This is a genomic window from Streptomyces atroolivaceus (assembly GCF_000717025.1).
In the GTDB taxonomy this organism is placed as follows: Bacteria; Actinomycetota; Actinomycetes; order Streptomycetales; family Streptomycetaceae; genus Streptomyces; species Streptomyces atroolivaceus.
Genome location: NZ_JNXG01000014.1, coordinates 37,287 through 56,718, shown reverse-complemented (window position 1 = coordinate 56,718; position 19,432 = coordinate 37,287). Strand labels below are relative to the sequence as shown.

14 protein-coding genes and 1 pseudogene are annotated in these 19,432 nt (G+C 67.8%); 14 read left to right on the top strand and 1 reads right to left on the bottom strand.

The annotated features are described in order from the left end of the window. Window positions 1–16 precede the first annotated feature (16 nt). The 14 genes and pseudogenes from OO67_RS24415 to OO67_RS24355 all read left to right on the top strand — a co-directional run bounded on the left by OO67_RS24415 (window position 17) and on the right by OO67_RS24355 (window position 17,013). Window positions 17–454 carry a Beta-galactosidase C-terminal domain gene (locus tag OO67_RS24415; protein ID WP_033303475.1) on the top strand — a complete coding sequence of 146 codons (438 nt, stop codon included), beginning with the start codon at window positions 17–19 and terminating at the stop codon, window positions 452–454. Between the two features lie 203 nt (window positions 455–657). Further along, complete coding sequence (locus OO67_RS24410) at window positions 658–1,602, top strand: carbohydrate ABC transporter permease (RefSeq protein ID WP_033303474.1); 945 nt, start codon at window positions 658–660, stop codon at window positions 1,600–1,602. Further along, window positions 1,592–2,497 carry a carbohydrate ABC transporter permease gene (locus OO67_RS24405; RefSeq protein ID WP_051709754.1) on the top strand — a complete coding sequence of 302 codons (906 nt, stop codon included), beginning with the start codon at window positions 1,592–1,594 and terminating at the stop codon, window positions 2,495–2,497. Before OO67_RS24410 ends, OO67_RS24405 begins: the two co-directional genes overlap by 11 nt. 43 nt (window positions 2,498–2,540) lie before the next feature. After that, window positions 2,541–3,875 carry an ABC transporter substrate-binding protein gene (locus tag OO67_RS24400; protein WP_033303473.1) on the top strand — a complete coding sequence of 445 codons (1,335 nt, stop codon included), beginning with the start codon at window positions 2,541–2,543 and terminating at the stop codon, window positions 3,873–3,875. A gap of 117 nt (window positions 3,876–3,992) precedes the next feature. Continuing rightward, window positions 3,993–5,492, top strand: a complete 1,500-nt coding sequence (locus OO67_RS24395) for a Gfo/Idh/MocA family protein (RefSeq protein WP_244300306.1) — start codon at window positions 3,993–3,995, stop codon at window positions 5,490–5,492. A gap of 63 nt (window positions 5,493–5,555) precedes the next feature. After that, complete coding sequence (locus OO67_RS24390; protein WP_051709750.1) at window positions 5,556–7,229, top strand: family 43 glycosylhydrolase; 1,674 nt, start codon at window positions 5,556–5,558, stop codon at window positions 7,227–7,229. A 236-nt stretch (window positions 7,230–7,465) separates the two neighbouring features. Continuing rightward, window positions 7,466–8,581 carry a Gfo/Idh/MocA family protein gene (locus OO67_RS24385; protein ID WP_033303472.1) on the top strand — a complete coding sequence of 372 codons (1,116 nt, stop codon included), beginning with the start codon at window positions 7,466–7,468 and terminating at the stop codon, window positions 8,579–8,581. Continuing rightward, window positions 8,578–9,522, top strand: coding sequence for a DUF6807 domain-containing protein (locus OO67_RS24380; protein WP_244300305.1), 945 nt, complete (start codon window positions 8,578–8,580; stop codon window positions 9,520–9,522). Before OO67_RS24385 ends, OO67_RS24380 begins: the two co-directional genes overlap by 4 nt. Next, on the top strand, window positions 9,516–10,256 hold the full coding sequence (locus OO67_RS24375; RefSeq protein ID WP_033303470.1) for a cupin domain-containing protein: 741 nt from the start codon (window positions 9,516–9,518) through the stop codon (window positions 10,254–10,256). The genes OO67_RS24380 and OO67_RS24375 overlap by 7 nt, the downstream gene beginning before the upstream one ends. A gap of 92 nt (window positions 10,257–10,348) precedes the next feature. Further along, window positions 10,349–10,507: a hypothetical protein gene (locus OO67_RS24370; RefSeq protein WP_208861079.1), complete on the top strand. Its 159-nt coding sequence runs from the start codon at window positions 10,349–10,351 to the stop codon at window positions 10,505–10,507. A 292-nt stretch (window positions 10,508–10,799) separates the two neighbouring features. Continuing rightward, on the top strand, window positions 10,800–11,396 hold the full coding sequence (locus tag OO67_RS41010) for a rhamnogalacturonan endolyase family protein (RefSeq protein ID WP_483025048.1): 597 nt from the start codon (window positions 10,800–10,802) through the stop codon (window positions 11,394–11,396). Further along, window positions 11,357–13,228 (top strand): annotated as a pseudogene (locus tag OO67_RS24365) (rhamnogalacturonan lyase); the annotation flags it as partial. The gene OO67_RS41010 and the pseudogene OO67_RS24365, both read left to right, overlap by 40 nt. Window positions 13,229–13,322: 94 nt before the next feature. After that, window positions 13,323–15,368, top strand: a complete 2,046-nt coding sequence (locus OO67_RS24360; protein WP_051709746.1) for a beta-galactosidase — start codon at window positions 13,323–13,325, stop codon at window positions 15,366–15,368. Between the two features lie 424 nt (window positions 15,369–15,792). Continuing rightward, window positions 15,793–17,013 carry a hypothetical protein gene (locus tag OO67_RS24355; RefSeq protein ID WP_033303466.1) on the top strand — a complete coding sequence of 407 codons (1,221 nt, stop codon included), beginning with the start codon at window positions 15,793–15,795 and terminating at the stop codon, window positions 17,011–17,013. Window positions 17,014–17,434: 421 nt separating this feature from the next. Here OO67_RS24355 and OO67_RS24350 read toward each other — a convergent pair whose 3' ends face one another. Next, complete coding sequence (locus OO67_RS24350; RefSeq protein ID WP_033303464.1) at window positions 17,435–19,429, bottom strand: polysaccharide lyase family protein; 1,995 nt, start codon at window positions 19,427–19,429, stop codon at window positions 17,435–17,437. Window positions 19,430–19,432 lie beyond the last annotated feature (3 nt).

Here is a 19,432-nt window from a genome sequence, read left to right as displayed (position 1 = left end):
CCGGGAGTTCCGGGCGATGCAGGCCGACGAGGCCCACACCCTCGACGAAGGGGCGCGCGCGGACCTGTGGAGCGAGAGGACTCGCAGCGAAGGTGCTCAGGCCGTGCACACCTGGTCCGACGGCCCGCTCACCGATGGCTCCGCCCGCCGGGCCGTCGAGAGCGGCGCCGCCTGGTACGTCGTCACCCGACTCGACGAGGAAGGCACCGACCGGATCCTCGAGTCGCTCCTGGATGAGGCCGGCGCGACCGCCGGAGTGCCTGGCCTGCCCACGGGCATCGGGGCCGTACGACGCCACGGTGAGCACGGGGAAAGGTTCCTCTTCCTCATGAATCACACCGGTACCGACGCGGAGATCCCCGTCGGCGGCGACGACCTGATGTCCGGCCGGAGCGTGACAGCGGGCCGAACGAGTCTGCCGGCGCGCGAGGTCACCATCATCCGCGAGCGCTGAGCCGCCCTCAACCCGTCCGTCGGCTCGCGAGCCGTCGAGCCCTCATCGAACCTGCCCCACCGAGCCCGCCCGACTGAAGGGACCAGAGCCGTGAAAGTCCCCACCGAATCCCTCGCGGTGCCCCGCACCACCGAGGACGTACGTGCCTCGAAGCGACGCCCAGCCCACCTCAGCCGCCGGAGTGCCGGGAGGTGCGCCACCCCATGAGTATTGCGGAGCTTCGGCGCGTCGCTTCCCAGCGGCCGAAAGGCCTGCCCCGAGCCGCTCGACGTGCGGACGAACGGGACAACAAGGCGGCGCTGGTCTTCCTTCTGCCGTGGCTGGTCGGCCTGTTGGGCCTCACGCTCGGCCCCATGCTCGTCTCCCTGTACCTGTCCTTCACGGACTACAACCTGCTGCAGGCCGCACACTTCACCGGCCTGGACAACATCGTCCACATGGTGCACGACGCACGCCTGCACCAGTCGCTGAAGGTCACCTTCACCTACGTGATCACCGGGGTCCCGCTCCAGCTCGCCGCCGCCCTGGGACTCGCGCTCATGCTGGACCGCGGCATGCGCGGCCTCACGTTCTACCGCTCCGCCCTCTATCTTCCCAGCCTGCTGGGGGGCAGCGTCGCGATCGCAGTGCTGTGGCGGATCATCTTCGGCGACGACGGCCTGGTGAACGACGTCCTCGGCGTCTTCGGAGTCGCGTCGCGGAGCTGGGTGGGCGACCCCGACACCGCGCTCGGCACGGTGATCCTGCTGCACGTGTGGACGTTCGGCTCACCCATGGTGATCTTCCTGGCCGGGCTGCGGCAGATTCCTCGTGAGTACTACGAGGCAGCCGCGACCGACGGGGCCGGCCCTCTGCGGCAGTTCAGGTCGATCACGCTGCCGCTGCTCACCCCGATGATCTTCTTCAACCTGGTGCTCGGCATCATCGGCGCCTTCCAGTCCTTCACCCAGGCGTTCGTCGTCTCCGGCGGCACCGGCGGGCCCACGGACTCCACGCTCTTCTACACGCTCTACCTGTACCAGGAGGGCTTCGGCTCCTTCCGTATGGGCTACGCCTCCGCGCTCGCCTGGCTGCTGCTGATCATCGTCGGCGCCTTTACCGCCATGAACTTCTGGGCCTCCAAATACTGGGTTTTCTATGACGACTGACCACCTGACCCACGAGACGGCGGTGTCTTCCCCCGCCCTTGCCCCCGCTCCCACGCGGGAGCGCAGGCGGCGGCACGCGCCGCGGATCCTGCGACACGGCCTCTTCATCACCCTGGTGATCGTCGCCCTCTATCCCGTCCTGTGGATGGTGGTCAGCTCCCTGCGACCGGACGGCTCGATCTTCACCGACTCGGGCATCTTCCTGGACACCTTCGCCGCCGAGAACTACACCGAGGGCTGGAGCGCGCTCACCCACCCCTTCAGCACCTACTTGCTCAACTCGGCGATCGTGGTGCTGGGTTCGGTCATCGGCAACCTCATCGCCTGCTCGATGACGGCTTATGCCTTCGCCCGTCTCAGCTTCCGGTTCAAGAAGTCCGCGTTCGCCATCATGCTGCTCACGATCATGCTGCCGATCCACGTGCTGATCATCCCGCAGTACGTGCTCTTCGCCCAGCTCGGCTGGATCAACACGTTCCTGCCGCTGATCGTGCCCAAGTTCCTCGCCACGGACGGGTTCTTCATCTTCCTGATGGTGCAGTTCATCCGTGGGCTGCCCCGCGAGCTTGACGAGGCCGCCCGGATCGACGGTGCCGGCCACCCCCGGATCTTCCTGCAGATCATCCTCCCGCTCATGACGCCCGCCCTCGCCACCACGGCGATCTTCACGTTCATCTGGACGTGGGGTGACTTCTTCTCGCAGCTGGTCTTCCTGACCGATCCCGGCAAGTACACGGTCCCAGTGGCCCTGCGGTCCTTCATCGACGCCCAGGCCAACTCGTCCTACGGATCGCTCTTCGCCATGAGCGTCCTGTCGATCATCCCCGTACTGGTGGCCTTCACCTTCGGCCAGCGCTATCTCATCCGGGGCATCGCCACAACCGGCGGCAAGTGAGCGACGCCGCTTGATCCCCGCACGATCTCACGAAGGGAAAGACATGCTGCTCAAGCGCGGCACACGCCGTGAGTCGGTGAGCATGCTCGTCGCCGCCGCCCTCACTGCCCTGTCCCTGACCGGCTGCGCCGTGGGCAGGGAGACGGGCCCCGACCGGCTCAGCCGGGACCGCGTCACCATCCGTCTGAACTGGTGGGGCGCCGAGGAACGGCAGAAGCTGACGGCCGACGCCGTGCGGCTCTTCGAGAAGAAACATCCCCGCATCCATGTCCGGATGGAGTACTCGGACTGGACCGGCTACTGGGACCGCCTGGCCACGATGAGTGCCGCAGGAGACCCTCCGGACGTCATCCAGATGGACGCCCTCTACCTGTCCGCGTACGCGGACCGTGGAGCCCTCCTCGACCTCGGCAAGTCCAAGTTCCTGGACCGCGGCAGGCTGCCGGCCAAGCTGCTCGGCACCGGCCGCTACGAGGGAAAGCTGTACGCGGTCCCCAACGCCGTCACCGCCCCAGGCCTCGCCGTCAACACCACGCTCCTCGACAAGCTCGGACTGAAGCTGCCCGACACCAAGTCCTGGACCTGGAGCGAGTACGAGGTCTTCGCCGCCAAGGTGAACCGCGTCTCAGGCGGCAAGGTCGCGGGAGCGCTGCCCCTGGCGGGCTCGTCGGCGCTCGAGCTGTTCGCCCGCCAACGAGGCGATCGCCTGTTCAGCGACGACGGACACATCGTCCTACGGCCCGAGACACTCACTGCCTTCTGGAACGGGGCGGACCGGCTCATCAAGTCCGAGGCCACCCTGAGCAGGTCTCAACTCGCGGACGCCGCCGTGCTTCCCCTGGACCAGTCGCCCCTGGCTACGGGCAAGGCGGCGACGTCGGTCATCTTCGCCAGCCAGCTCGCCGCCTACGCCGCGGCGAGCGGCGGAGACGAGTTCATCCTGGTCGACCTCCCCTCTGGCGAGAAGGGCGAACAGGCAGTCGACTCAGGGCAGTTCATCAAGCCGGCGATGTACTGGTCGATCTCCGCGCAGACCCGGCACCCGGCGGAATCCGCGCTTCTGGTGAACTTCCTCACCGGAGACATGCAGACGGCAAAGATTCTGGGAGCCGAGCGAGGCCTCCCCGCTGTGCCTGCAGTGCGTGCGCAGGTCGCGGGATCTCTTTCCTCCGAGGACCGCCGTGCGGCCGAGTTCGTCGAGTCCATCGAGAACAAGGCAGAGGGCCCGGCGCTGGCGATCGCTCCCACGGGCGCCAACGACGTCGAGGCCTCCCTCACCCGCTACGGGCAGGAAGTCATGTTCGGCCGGGTCAGTGCGAAGGACGCAGCACGGGCCTTCATCAAGGAGATGGCTGACAAGATCTATTCAGCAGGCTGACCTTTCTCCGCGCGGTCGTCATCGCAGCGCCCCGGGCCGACTGAAGCGGCGCGCTGCCCACGCTTCGCCTTCGGCCGATGGCCCCGCGATGCACCTATCACCGAGAGACAGAGACCCGTGACCGAGCACCACGTCATCGACCAGAACCCCACCGCACCCCGCCCTGCGGAACACCCCGGCACCACACCCGGGCGGGGCGTCGTCCCCGACTTCGCGGCTCCCCCCGCCGACCGCCCCCGCCGTCGCTACGCGGTGGCCGGCACCGGCCACCGCGCCGGAATGTACGTCGAAGCCCTCCTCGGCGACCACGCCGATGTCGGTGAGATCGTCGCGTGGCTGGACCCCAACCCCGCCCGTATCGACTACTACGACGCGCGGGTCGGCCATGCCCTCGGTACATCCGGACCAGCGGGCCTGCCCCGTTACCTGCCTGCCGATCTGGAGCGGCTGATCGACGAGCAGTCCGTCGACGCGGTCATCATCACGAGCCTGGACCGCACCCATGCGGAACTCGTCGACCGCACCCTGCGCGCGGGCGCCGACGCCGTGGTCGAAAAGCCCCTGACGACGGACGCCGCAGGCTGCCGTCTAGTCACCAAGGCCGTCGCCGACACCGGCAGGGACGTCATCATGACGTTCAACTACCGCTACGCACCGCGCAATTCGACGCTGCGGCAGGTCATCGCGGACGGCGCCGTCGGCGAGGTCACCAGCGTGCACTTCGAGTGGATGCTGGACACCATGCACGGTGCGGACTACTTCCGCCGCTGGCACCGTGAGAAGACCAACTCCGGCGGCCTCTTGGTTCACAAGGCCAGCCACCACTTCGACCTGGTGAACTGGTGGATCGACGACGTCCCGGTCCGCGTGTACGCCTCGGGAGGTCTGCGTTTCTACGGCGATGCCAACGCCGCCGCGCTGGGCATGGGGCCGCGCCCTGAGCGGGGCACCGGCACCACCGGCGACCCCTTCGCCCTGGACCTCCGTGCCGATCCTCGCCTGGAGGCGCTCTACCTCCGCGCCGAACAGCACGACGGATACCGGCGAGACCAGGACCCCTTCGCGCCAGGAGTCACGATCGAGGACAACATGTCCGTGGTGGTCGATTACGCCCGCGGCGCCGTGCTCACCTACTCCTTGAACGCCCACAGCCCCTGGGAGGGCTACCGGGTCTCGATCAACGGCACAAGGGGCCGAGCCGAACTGTGCGTCGTCGAACGCGGCCACCTCGAAGGCAACCACCTCCTGGACCCCTCCGCCACCCCCGAGGACGGCGTGAGCGACGCCATCCGACCGACCGAAGAGCGCCTGATCGTGCAGAAGCACTTCCAGCGCGCCCAGGAAGTGACCATCCCCGACGGCATCGGCGGCCACGGCGGCGGCGACGCCATCCTCCTCATGGACATCTTCCGCCGTGATCTGCGCACGGCATCGGACTGCCTCGGCCGGGCCGCCGGATACCTCGACGGCGTCCGGGCCGTGGCGGTGGGCGCCGCCGCCAACCAGTCGCTGCTCACCCGACAGCCCGTCGACGTCGAGGACCTCCACCTCGGGGTCGACCTGACCGAGCACCGTACGGATGGGTCGGTCGCCCAGGGCCCACACTCCCGCGCCTGACTTCGCGCCCTCATGCCCACCCCGTACCCGGACCATCCCACCGACCCCATCCAGGAGATTGCCATGAGTCCATCCCGAGACGCAGGCATCGGCCGACGTGCTGTCCTCGCCGGCACCGCCGCAGGCGCCGTGAGCGCACTGACAGGACTGACACCCACGTCCGCCCAGGCCCGGAGCCGCACCCGGTCCGCGTTCGGAACCATCCGTAACGACACCTTCTGGCACGACACCGACGGCAACCCGATCTACTCCCAGGGCGGCGGAGTCTTCCGGTTCGGCGACCGCTACTACTGGTACGGGGTCCGCTACGCCGGAGGCGAGCTGTACTACGCCAACCCGACACGCCGCTATGACACGTACGCCACCTTCGTCGCCATCACCGCCTACTCCTCAAGCGACCTGGTGAACTGGACATTCGAGGGGAACATCGCCACGACGGCGACGCCTCTGCACATCCCGCCCTCCAAAGACGTGGCCGGCGACTCACTGTCCCGGGTGAAGACCCTGTCCGACACCTCCTGGCTGGGCCGCCTCGGGGTCATGTACAACCCGAACACCCGCAAGTACGTCCTGGTGACACAGATGAAGTCGGCCTTCGACGAGAACCCGACCGGACGGGCCCTCCTGTTCCTCCAGAGCGACACACCCACCGGCGACTTCACCTACGCCGACATCCAAACGCACATCGAGAACGTAGGACACCAGGGGACCGGCGACCAGACGGTCTTCACGGACGACGACGGCAGCAGTTATCTGGTCTTCAGCAACCCCAGCGGCCGTCAGAACTCCTACATCAGCAAGATCTCCGACGCCGACGCGCTCAGCATCGAACCCGCCAAGAAGGTCGGCTACATCCCCGCCGGCCGCGAGGGCAACGCCATGTTCAAGCTGAACGGGATCTACTACATCGCAACCTCGGACCTGCACGGCTGGAACTCCTCGCACACGTACATCATCCAGTCCAGAACCCAGGACATCCTCGGCGAATACTCGAGCGAATACATCCTGCCCGGGACCGAGAAGGACTACAGCCACGTCACCCAGACCGGCTTCTTCCTCACCGTCAAGGGCACCAAGCAGGACACTGTCATCTACGCAGGCGATCGCTGGGCGAACTTCGCCTGGAACGGGCTGGGTTACAACCAGTGGGTGCCACTGTCCATGAGAGCCGGTCGCCTGGCCTTCCACTCACTGAGCGAGTGGCAGCTGAACGCACGAACCGGGCAATGGAGAGAAGGCCGGGGCAACAACTACATACTCAACCCCGACTTCGCCGCCGACCGGGTGCCGGTCACCGCACTCACCGGTTGGACCACAACCATCGACACGGGCTTCTCCACGAACCCGTTCCTGTCCAACACCTCCCCGGGCGCCAATGGTTCGCGTTTCGCCGCCGCGCTCGGCAACCCTGGCGCGTTCTCGGGATCGGTGTCACAGGACATCGATGTCCCCCCGGGCACCTACCGGCTGACGGCCACAGCCAGAGCAACTCAAAAGCTCCAATACGCACGCATCATGGTCAGGGGCGGACGAGGGGAGAGCTACGTTCTTGATCTCACGCAGACAACGTACGGCTGGCAAGAACACGCCCTCGGCAACCTGTGTCTCACGTCCGGCCGTGTCAGCATCAGCATCGAGGCCCGCAGCCAAGCACACGACCAGAAGGTCTCTGTCGACTCGCTCTCGCTGGTGCGAGCGGGAACGGGAACCTCACAACCCACCTCTACGGCAGAGTAGCTGTCGGGAGGCCGTTCACTCCATCGAGCCTGGCCACGAGGCAGGCCCTCACTCGAGCTTGCGTCGTGCGAGTTCCTCCCAGGAGCGTGCACGCGCCTGAGTGGCCCAGTCTCCCACTTCTGCGTTGGGCCCAGTCATTGACATGGCCATCGGCAGAGCTTGAGGGATTTCTCCCCTGTGCGATTTCGCCGGCAGAAGTCGCTTACACCTCTGAAGTTCTATGCGAAGGAACCCGCATGCCAAGCCCTTCACGTCCGGGACCCCGTCCGCGTGCCGCCGTCGTCGGCACCGGCGGAATCGTCACCGGTAACCATCTGTCCGCCCTTGCCTGCCTGCGCGACCGCATCGACCTGGTTGCCGCGGTCGATGTGGACCGTGGCCGGCTCGACGCCTTCTGTCACCGGGCCGCAGAGGCCGGATTCGCGGATGTCTCCGCGTACTCCGACCTGACCGCGATGCTGGAGGAGGCGCGGCCCGATCTCGTTCTCATCGGCACCCCGCCGGTGCTCCACTGCGAACAGACCGTCGCGGCACTGAAGGCGGGCGCTTGGGTGCTGTGCGAGAAGCCGCTCACCCTCTCCCTCGCCGAGTACGACGAGATCGCCGCCGCCGAGGAGGCCTCCGGCGCCTACGCGTCCGTGGTCTTCCAGCACCGCTACGGTTCCGGCGCCGTGCACGCCCGCTCGCTGCTCGCCGAGGGCACGCTCGGCCGCCCCCTCGTCGCCCAATGTCAGACGACCTGGTACCGCGACACCGCCTACTACGAGGTTCCCTGGCGCGGCCGTTGGGCCAGCGAGGGCGGCGGCCCGGTGATGGGCCACGGCATCCACCAGTTCGACCTGATGCTGCATCTGCTCGGCGAGTGGACTGAGGTCAAGGCGATGGCGGCCCGGCTCGTGCACGACACGGAGAGCGAGGACGTGTCGACCGCGCTCGTCCGGTTCAAGGACGGCGCCCTCGGCACGGTCGTCAACTCCGTGCTCTCGCCGGACGAGACGAGCCGCATCCGCATCGACTGCGAGAAGGCCACCGTCGAGCTGACCCACCTGTACGGGCACAGCAACGACGACTGGCGCTACACCCCGGCCCCCGGAGCCGAGCAGCCGCCCGCGCCCGCCGCCGACGTACCCAGCTCGCACGCCGCGCAGCTGACCGCGCTGCTCGACGCGTACGACGCCAGCACCCGCCCGCCCGGCAGCGGTCAAAGCGCCCGCAGCACGCTGGAGTTCGCTGCCGCGATGTACAAGTCGGCCTTCACCGGCGCCACCGTCAAGGCCGGCGAGATCGGCCCCGGCGACCCGTTCTATGCCGCGATGCACGGCGACCACCCGGATTGGAGCCCGAAGCAGTGAGCAGTGACGCAGTGAACACCCTTGAGGTCACGCACACCCTCGGCGAGCGCATCGTGGTGCGCGCCACCGCCACCGGCACGGACCTCTTCTCCTACGTCTACAAGCCGGACCCTTCAGGATTCGAGGCCCGCAAGCCGTACGTACATCCGCTACGCACCCTCTCCGGCAACCTGGTCTCGGGGTACCGGCCAAACGACCACCGCTGGCACAAGGGCCTGCAAATGACGGCCAGCCACCTATCCGGGCAGAACTTCTGGGGCGGCGACTGCTATGTCCACGGCAAGGGTTACCTCCCACTGCCCGACCGCATCGGCTCGATGCGCCACGACGGGTTCGAAGCCGTGGACGCGAGCGGCGACGAGCTGGCCTTCACCGAGGGCCTCACGTGGATCGAGAACGGCGGCGTGGAGTGGGCCCGCGAGAAGCGCGGGGTGCGGGTGCACTCCGTGGACACGGAGTCCGGCTCGTACGCCATCGACTGGTCGATCGAGCTGACCAACACGCGCGCCGACGGGGAGGCGCTGCACTTCGGCTCGCCGACCACGGCGGGTCGCGAGATGGCCGGCTACACGGGTCTGCAGTGGCGCGGGCCGCGCGACTTCACGGGCGGCACGGTGCTCGGGCCGCAAGGCGAGGCCTCGGAGAGCGGGTTGATGGGCTCGCAGGCGCCGTGGCTGGCGTTCGCTGGTGAGCACGACGACATCGACGCCCACTCGACGCTGGTGTTCGCACACGCTCCCGAGAACGCTCACGCGATCCACGCCTCGCACTGGTTCGTGCGCTCGGAGCCGATCCCGACGGTCGCGTTCTCGTGGGCGTTCTTCGAGGAGTTCGCGCTGCCGGCGGGCGAGAGGTTCCGCTACCGGTACCGGATCGTGGTCGCCGACGGCGCCTGGGACCGGGAGCGGGTCGTCGCCCGGCTCAAGGGGCTGGCGTGGTGAGCCTGGACCGCCCGCTGCCCGGCGGGATCGGCCTCTCCCACCTGTCCGCGTACGACTGGGAGGCGGCGGACGGCGTCTGTGGCGGCAGCCCGCATCTGCACCTGGTGTGCACGGAGGCGTACGTCGTGACGGGCGGGCGCGGCGCCGTGCAGACGCTGAGCCCGGACGGCTACCGGGACACCCCCCTGGAAACGGGATCGCTGGCGTGGTTCGAGCCGGGCACGGTGCACCGCATGGTGCAGGGCGAGGATCTGCGGATCACCGTCCTGATGCAGAACAGCGGGCTGCCGGAGGCGGGTGACGCGGTGTTCACGTTCCCGCCGGAGTACCTGACCGACCCGGAGAGGTACGCGACGGCGGCCGCCCTGCCCAGCCTCGCGGGACCGGAGGCGGAGGATGCGGCGCGGCGCCGTCGGGACTTGGCGGTCGAGGGGTATCTGCCGCTGCGCGAGGCGCTCGCGGCGGGCGACGCCGAACCCCTGCGGGCGTTCCAGCGGGCCGCGGCCGCGCTGGTCCGGCCGCGCGTGCCCGCCTGGCGGAAACTATGGCACGCAGGCGCCCTGGCCGCCGCCGAGCGGACCGGGGCACAGCTCGACAGCCTGGAAAGGGGCGACGCGGAAGGCTACCTGTCTTCGTCGACCATGCACGTCGCCGAGCCCACGCGCCACGGCGGACTCGGCATGTGCGGGCGCCGCGAGGAGTACGCCGTGGAGGGGGCGACGGTGCCGCGCTGAGGGCGGCATACCAGCCCACTCCGTGGGCCCGCGCCTCACCGTTGGCGGGCCCCGGCGGCCCGCTGGGCAAGCCGACGCAGGTGCGTGACCCGTTGAGTGCCTTCGTCACCGGGCTCAAGGGCTTCGGCGGGCTGGGCACCTTCTTCTGGGAGCCGCAAGGCTACGCTCCGTTCATCGAGGGCAACAACAGTTGCGCCTGGGATCCTACGACGCGTCGCCCCATCGCCGCCTTGGAGTTCCTCAACGCGTAGGGGCTGGGCCGAGGCGTGCGGCCACGGTGGGCAGCCGTGCCGTGGCCGCACGCCTCGGGGGGCACATCAAGGAAGAGGGGCTTCCGTGCCGGACCGTCGTCTCCGGATACGTGGACGACTGGGGCCGTGTGGTTGGCGGTGATGCGCAGTCTCGCCATCGCCCAGCGACGCATCCTTGCCGCTGTGACACGTCTTGACGGCCATGTAACACCGCCGTAGCGTCTTCGTGCATCGATCGTGAACGTTCACGGGAGCGTTCACGGACCCCCATGGCAGCCCGAGGAGGCGCCGGATGAAAGCACGCGGAGCCGCGGCAATGTCGCGTGATGGCGGAACCACGTCTCGATGGCACCGACGAGAGGCCACCACCATGGGCAGCAGGAGAAGGTGGAGCCGAGGCGGGAGCAGGCGGTGGCGGAGTCTGACCTGTGCGCTGACGGCGGGCGTCTTCCTGCTGGCCGCGGCTCATGGCGGGCCTGCCGTGGGTGACGAGGCGCACCGCGACCGGGGCGGCCACAGTGGACCCCGTATGGAGGAGGTCGACCGAGGGCTTACGGCCGTTCCGACTGACGAGGGGGTCTTTCTGAGCTGGCGGCTGCTCGGGTCAGAGGTGACCGGCCACACGGCCACCGGGATGGCGGGCGCTGACTTCCGCGTCTACCGGGACGGCAAGCGCGTCGCGACGGTCACCGGCAGCACCAACTACCTGGATGAACACGCCTCGCCGGACAGCGAGTACCAGGTGGCGGCGGTAGAAGCCGGCAGAGAGGCCGACCGGAGTGCGTCCGTATCACCGTGGGCCAAGGGCTACCACGAGTCCCCCTGCGCAGGCCGGCGGACGGTGTCACTCCGGCCGGGGAGAAGTACACCTACAAAGCCACAGACATGAGCGTCGGCGACGTGCACGGGGACGGCGCCTACGAGTACGTCCTGAAGTGGGAGCCGTCCAACTCCAAGGACGTATCGCAGGTCGGTTACACCGGCAACACCTACATAGACACCTACGAGAGCGACGGCACCCTGCTGTACCGCATCGACCTCGGCGTCAACATCCGCTCCGGCGCGCACTACACCCAGTTCCCCGTCTACGACTTCGACGGCGACGGCCGCGCCGAGCTGATGATGAAGACGGCGCCCGGCACCTCGATCACCCGATACGCCAAGGACGGGACAGCCACGAGCCGGGAGTACGTCACCATGCCACGTGCCGACGTCCGCGCCGGCCACTCCCACAAGGACGACTACCGGCTCAGCGCCGAGAGCTACCACGACCACCTGGTGGAAATGTTCCAGGGCTGGCACGAGCACCCCGAGGTCGTGGGCGGGAACTGGCCCGCCACCATCGAAAGGGCACTGGGAGCCGAGGACGAGCTGTCATTCAGGTATCCGCTGTCCCGGACCGATGCCGAGGAACTGGCCGACTACTTCATCGACGTCTACGCCCCGGCCCGTTCCAGCCGCAACAAGCTGCGCGACTTCGAGGGCTTCATCCTGGACGGTCCGGAGTACCTGACGGTCTTCGACGGATCCACCGGTGCCGAACTGGATACGGAGCGATACCCCGTGCCACGCGGCGACGACGGGCTGCTGTGGGGCGACTACGCGATGGCGAACATCGAGCCGGGCAACCGAGTGGACCGCTTTCTGTCGGGCGTCGCCTACCTCGACGGCCGTCATCCCTCGGCGGTGTTCAGCCGCGGCTACTACACCCGTGCCACCATCGTCACCTATCGCTGGGACGGCAGGAAACTGCGTGAGCAGTGGCACGTGGACAGCGGGCACGCCCCGATGGCCAACCCGTTCAACGATCGCCCGCACGGTGTCGAGGGCACCGACCCGGAGTACGGCAGGCTGACGTCCCAGGGATTTCACTCGCTCAGCGCGGCGGACGTCGACGGAGACGGGCGCCAGGAGATCGTCTACGGCTCGGCCACCGTCGACGACGACGGCGACTTGCTCTACAGCTCCTACGACGTCCTGCCGGAAGGCAGCGAGGCACCGGGTGAACTCGCCAAACTGGGGCATGGCGACGCCATGCACGTGACCGACCTGGACCCGCAGCACCCGGGCCTGGAGATATTCACCGTGCACGAGGACGCTCGTGCACCGTACGGCTATGCGATGCGTGACGCGGCCACGGGCGAGGCGCTGTGGGGCGGCTTCGCCGGCTACGACGTCGGTCGCGGCATGGTGGGCGACATCGACCCGGGCATCCCTGGCTACGAGGCATGGTCGAGCGACCCCGGCCCCAGCGGCACACCACTTGGGCTGTGGGCTGCGAACGGGGAGCGGATCGGGGATTCCGGGCCCGGAACCAATCACAGCATCCGATGGGCGGGCGACATGACGACCCAGATCATCAGGGGAGGCGACCTCTACGGCGACTACACCACGCCCACCCTGGTGAACGGGCGGGGAGACACACTGCTGACCGCCGAAGGCGCGACAACCGTCAACGGCAAGCACCCGTCCTTGGTCGCTGACGTCCTGGGCGACTGGCGCGAGGAAATGCTCCTGGCAACGCGGGACAGTTCCGCGATGCGGATCTACACGAGCACCGAGCTGACCGACCACAAGCTGTACACGCTCATGCACGACCCGCAGTACCGGGTCGAGGTGGCACGCCAGCAGACCACCTACAACCAGCCCTCCTACACCAGCTTCTATCTTGCCTCCGACATGGACTGGGCGCAGGTCCCGACCCCCGGTCGCCGGCGCTGAGCAGAAGCCACCGGCGGGCGAGTGATCGTCAACCGATGTGCTCCCGAGGTGGGAGACGCATATTTCCAGGACCGGAAGCCACAGGAGCTTATTGATGACCCATCAGGCCGAGCGGAGTGAGTCCTCGCCCGCCACGTTGTATGTCGGAGCCAACTACCATCCGCACGATTCGGATCCACGGCAGTGGGAACGCGATGTCCGCATGATGAAGGAGGCCGGGCTCACCGTCGTACGCCTCGGCCACCTGGCTTGGGACAGCTTCGAACCCGCGGACGGCCAGTTCGAGTTCACCTGGTTCGACGACGTCATGGATCTGATGCACGACGCGGGAATAGGGGTGATCCTCGACATCGCCGTCCGGCCGGCCCCGCTCTGGCTGCACCGGAAACACCCGAGCATCAGCATCACGGATTCGACCGGCAACCGGCTGTACCCCAACACCCGCTACATGGTCGATGTCGGCGACCCCGCGTACCGCGAACACGCCCTGCGCTTCGCCGACACACTGACCCGCCGCTACGCCGCTCACCCGGCACTGCTGGCCTTCGGCGTCGACAACGAACCGGGCGACGGACCGTACTCGTACTCCGAGACGGTCCGCTCCCGCTTCGTCTCCTGGCTGCGAGGGCGGTACTCCACCGTCGAGAAGCTGAACCATGCCTGGGCAGGACAACGCTGGTCCCGTCGCATCGGCGATTTCGACGAAGTCGGACTACCGGTGTCAGGCAGGACCGAGGGCGCCCCGGAACGTCTGCTGGACTTCCGGCGATTCGTCTCCTGTGAAATCAACGAATTCCTGCTCTCTGTCATCAGCCGAGTCGAGGAGAATGCGCCCGAAGCCCACCGCACCGGCAACTCCTGGTACTACACCGAAGCCGGGCGCTACTTCGACTACGCGGAGATCGCCTATTCAGGAAGGATGGACCGCGACGGCATGGGTTTCTACCCGGGGCCGTCGCTCGTGGACAACACCGGCCTCCACGAAGCCCTGCTCGGGATCGCCCGGATTCGTCTCGAGGCCGACACCCCCTTCTGGTGCACGGAGTTCACCACCATGACCGCGGCCCCCGGCTCGGTGCGGAAGAGCGCTTACGCATCGCTGCTCATGGGAAACCAGATGGTCTGCGGCTGGACCTGGCAGACGATGCACGGCGGAGAGGAGCAGTACCTGCAGGGGATGGTGGACTGGGACGGTGAACCCAACCGGAAGTGCGACGAGTACCGCCAACTCGCCAAGGAGTTCGCCAAGATCCAGGACTGTGGTTTCCCCTACCGGTCACGGGCCGAGATCGGACTCGCCTTCTCCTTTCCGAGCCAGCTCGCGAGCGCCTTCCTACCGGAGAAGCACGACGTCCAGCTCCAGACGTGCTTCGACGCGGTCCTCGATCGAAATCTCGACCAGCGTGTGGTCGATGTGAGCCGCAGCAGCCTGCAGTACCAGATCCTCCTCCTCCCGGGCGTCGCACTCATGGACGAGGAATCGGCAGCGCGCATACGGCGCTTCGTCGCCGACGGCGGGACGGCCGTCATGACCTCCTACTCCGCTTCGGTCGATGTGACCGGCCAAGTCTTCGCCACCGCCAGGCCAGGCCTCCTCGGCGACGTGTTCGGCATCAGGATCGGGTCCTACCAGGAGCCGCATGTGCTCAACGAGCTGGCTGGCGGCAAACTGAGGGGCGAGGAGCTGGACATCGTCCACGGGGACAGACACCTTCGCGTCGAGGCCCCGCGCATCGACGAGATCCACCCTCGTACGGCACGCGTAGCGGCCTCCGCAGTCGGACTCGACCGCGACTACCCGGTGGTCACGGTCAACGCCTACGGAAAGGGCCGCGCCATCTACGTCGGTGCTCCGGCGCGGCGCGCGCTCATCGACATCGTCCTCGACTCCGAGCTCGAGCTGAGGGGAATCCGCCCCGACCTCACGGTGCCGCCGGGCGTTCTGGCACGGGCCATCGACGCTACGCACCTGCTGTACGTAAACCTTGAGGGCGAAAGCAAAGCGATCGCCACGCCCGGCCCGTCGCGCAGTGTGCTGCATGACCACGCCCATGCTGATGACGGCTTCACGCTCGCCCCGTTCGATTCCGACCTCGTCGAGCTCTTCCCGCGGCCGGCACCGTCTGCGACGACGATCTGACAGCCGGTTCGCGGGCGAAACGACGCGGCGAGCCCTCCAGCACGAACGCCGCCGGCCTGCGTATCGCCGTTCCTCTCCCTGCGTGGTGAGACCCACATCACGCATGAGGTCGCCCGGTTTTCTGTGACCTGAGGCGTGCGCGTCGGTCACCCGTGCGTAAGGGATCGGACCTACGCGACCGCACGGTCGCCGGAAGGTGAGATGAACCAAGTGCCCCGGGAGCGGAGCCCTCCTGGTCCCGGCCGGGCCGAGCAGTGCCGTGTCCCTCGTCAGGAGGCGGCCGCAGCAGACGCCCGGCACCGTGGCAGGTCGACCGCCGAGCGGGCGGGCGATCCTTGACCGCACAGGGTGCGGACGTGCAGCAGCACGCCCCCACGGACATCCCGCACCCCACATCCCTCCACGACTGCAAGGAACGCGGATCATGCGACACCACAGGAATCAGCACCGGAGTCGGCGTAAGACCATGTCGATCACGGCGGCGAGTGCCACGGTACTGGCTGTCGTGGCGGCGACCGCGGCGGTGCAGAGCAACGCCTTCGGCAACGAAGAGGAGCAAACCGCCGCGTCACAGTCACCGGCCGAGGCGCAGGCGCAGGAATGCGGGGCGGGCGCCTTCCAGGCGGAGGTCGCGAAGACGGGGGACACCTGGAAGGCCCGTCACGGCGACACCGTCCTCTACACGGGCGACGACATGTTCGCCGCCATGAGCGCCGGCCTGGACAGCCTGACGCCGAACCGCACGACCAAGGAGCGCATGGTTGTCCTGGGGTCGGGGACGATCAGCGCATCGGAGCGGCTCAAGCTGCCCAGCTACACCGTCCTGGACGTCTGCGGCACCATACACGCGACAGGCGCCGTCGCCACCGACACCGGGCCCATCTACTCCAGGGACACGACCGACGTCGAAGTGCAGCACGCCAAGATCACCGGTGCGCCGATGTACGGGATGTTCTTCCGCAGCGTCAGCAACCTCACCCTGGGGGAGATCGACATGCGCCTCAGCGGCGGCCTGGGAATCAGGATCGACAACGGCAGCAAGACCGCCCCTGCGACCAACACCCGGATCGACAACGTCCATGTCTCGGGCGCCAGCTCCAACGCGGTCGAAACCGCAGGCCTGGACGGCGTCACCATCGGTACGGTGACAGCCCGCGACGTGGGTGAAGCCGGCCTGCTGCTCAACACCACCACGAACGCCGAGGTGGGAACGGTGGACGCCGAGAACGTCGGCTCCGGAACCGGCTACGCCGCCTTCCGGATGGCCAATCGGAACGGCCGGATCGGTGACAGCTACGAAACCAACATCCACGTCGAGCGGGTCATCGCCCGGGGAGGCGGGCGTGGCATCTTCTGCGTCTCCGAGAGCGGGGGAGCGGTGATCGACCGCGTCGACATCGCTGACACCGAGAACAACGCCGTCCTGGTGGAGAACTGCTACAACGTCACCATCGCGGCGGAGGGCGGCACCGTCTCAGGGGCTGGAGGCATCCGGATCGCGGCCCGCGACGAATTCGCGAACACGAGCGACGTCACCCTGGGAAATCTGACCGTGACCGACTCGTTCATCGAAGAGAGCCCGTGTGCTGAGAACACCGTCATCAAGGATGTCGAGTTGGTGAACACCACAAAGGACGTCTGCTGATCCCTCACGGGATCCATCGCCGCGGGCCGGTCGGTCGACCGGCCCGCGGCGCTCATGGGACATGGTGGGTTCACCGGGGCCGTCCGGTAGGGCACGAGTCGAGTACCAGCGGCTCGCGCCACCCTGCGAGGGACCCGACCGGGTAGGGCAGGTCGGGTCCCTCGTGGCCTTGGAGGGACGGTGACTCGGCGGAGGGCGGCCACCGAGTGCTGCGCCCGCAACCAGCCGCGCGGATCGTGACGCGGCCGTGGCGGCCCTCACGGGCATGGTGATGCCTGCGGCCCGGCAGTCAGGAGCACTCGCAGCACCGCCGTCGCTTCAGTGACGACCGGACGACGGTCCTGCGGACGTGCTGTCCGTCCTGCGCACGGGTGCCCGCTCGTCTGCGCCGAGGGGCACCCGCAGGGGCCAGGATCAGGCGTCAGCGGTGCACCTGGAGGCGGATGGTGTCGTACATGACACCCGCCATGGGCTGCATCCAGTTGTCGGACGTGGGCGCTTCTGCCGGGGCGGCGGGGGCGAGGGCGAGGACGTTCTCGCCACGGTGGATGAGGCCGGCGGGAAAGCTGATGGTCTTCAGCTGACGGTGCATGCCGCGGACGGCCAGCCGGTAGCTGCAGGCGTCACGGTTCACACCGGGAAGCGGGGTGAAGGAGGCGATCTCGGTGCCGTTGAGGGTGACGGCGAGTGTGCCGAAGACGGCGCCGGTCAGATGGATGTCGAGATAGCCGGTGCCCCGGCGGTAGCCGTTGGAGTCGAAGCGGATCTTCCAGGTCTCGAGTGAGCTGTCGGCCGTGGTTCCGCGCCACGCCAGCTGGGTGGGCGTGCCCGGCGTCCTGACGGCGGGGTGGAAGTAGTTCCAGTCGGTGGCCGGGTCGTCGACGCCGACCTTGAAGTCGACCCCCTCGGGGAAGTCGTACGGGTACTCCAGCCATGTCAGGGTGTCGCTGTAGCCGCTCCTGCCGCCGGAGATGTGGAACTCCTGGGCGGAGCGGTCGGGGGTGCCGATCTGCCAGAGCGTGGTGCCGTGGCTGGTCGGGGCCCAGACAAGGGTTCCTGTGCTGACGGCTGTGGCCGCCGGCACCTTGATACCAGGGCGACGGTATTCGCCGAGGACGCCCTTTGAGAAGGCGGCCAGTGTGTAGGTGCCGGGCCGGACGGCGGGAATGGTGAACCGGCCGTCCGTGCCGATCTTCGCGGAGTAGACGTAGCCGTGTCCGTTGTGCTGCCAGTCGTTGCCGTCGAGCGTGGCGCTCTGCCATACGCGGTCGGGCTCAGGCTGGTAGAGGAGCGCCCAGCCGTTGTCGGCGGGACCGCGGGAGGAGACGACGATCTTGCCGCTGACGGTGGAGCGAGTGGTCGCGGCATAGGTGGGATCGGTGATCCACCGGTACGGCCAGGACTCCTGTTCCCGCGCAGCGGTCTGCTTGGCATCCTCCCAGAGGGTGGCGACGTTCGTCTCCTCGTCGCCGGCCGCGACTTCGCCGATGTGGAGGTAGGAGGGGCCGTAGACCTTTTCCCAGCCCTTGGGCGGCTGGACATCGATGCCGTAGTGGCTGGACACCGGGTGCCAGAGCAGGATCATGCCGTTGTAGTAGTCGTGAGTGGTCAGCTCCTGGCGGGTAGGGCCGCCGAACCAGTCCTTGTTGGCCTGTATGAGGGAGAGGCCCACCCGGCCGTTGGACATCATGAAGACATTGCTGTCCCCTTCGAGATTCGACTTGTTCTGGTACTTCGAGTAGATGGAGCCGTCGGGCAGGGCGTAGACCGAGTCCTGGAGGGTGACCCCGCCTGCCAATTCCTCCGCGGTCGGGCGCCGCTGGACCCCGCGGTCGTCGTCGACGACGAACCACCGGAAGGCCGGGTCGTCGGCGGAGTAGGCGTACCGCAGCTGCCCGAGTGAGAGGCCGTCGGGCATGGTCTCGGGGTACTTGATGATCCAGTAGTTGTACAGGCCCGATCGCCCGCGCTCGAGGACGAGGCGGATGTCGAGGTAGAAGCCCAGCAGCGAGGGGTCGTTGTCGAGCATGGAGATCTCGACGCGGTCGGCCGTCTCGGTGACGACGCTGAAGGAGGCGTTCTTCAGGCCGACGGATACGGTCGCCCCGGAGTAGTTGATGGGCGTGTAGCCGTTGCCGCTACGCCCTGAGAGCAGGTTGGTGTCGCCGTTCCCGTGATCGCTGGCGAGGAGGCGGAGATCGGTGATCTTTGCACTGGCCTTGACGACGGTGAACTGGATGATGCCGTTGGCGAGCGTGACTGTGGTGCCGTTGTCGACGAGCGTCACGCCGGGCCCGTCTGTGGTCTTCCCGGCGTTCGCGGCGAACGCGGTGGCCGCAGGGAGGGAGAGGGCTGCTGTCCCGGTGGCTGCGCCGATGAGACCGAGCGCACCGCGTCGGGTGATGGGGCTGGGCATGGT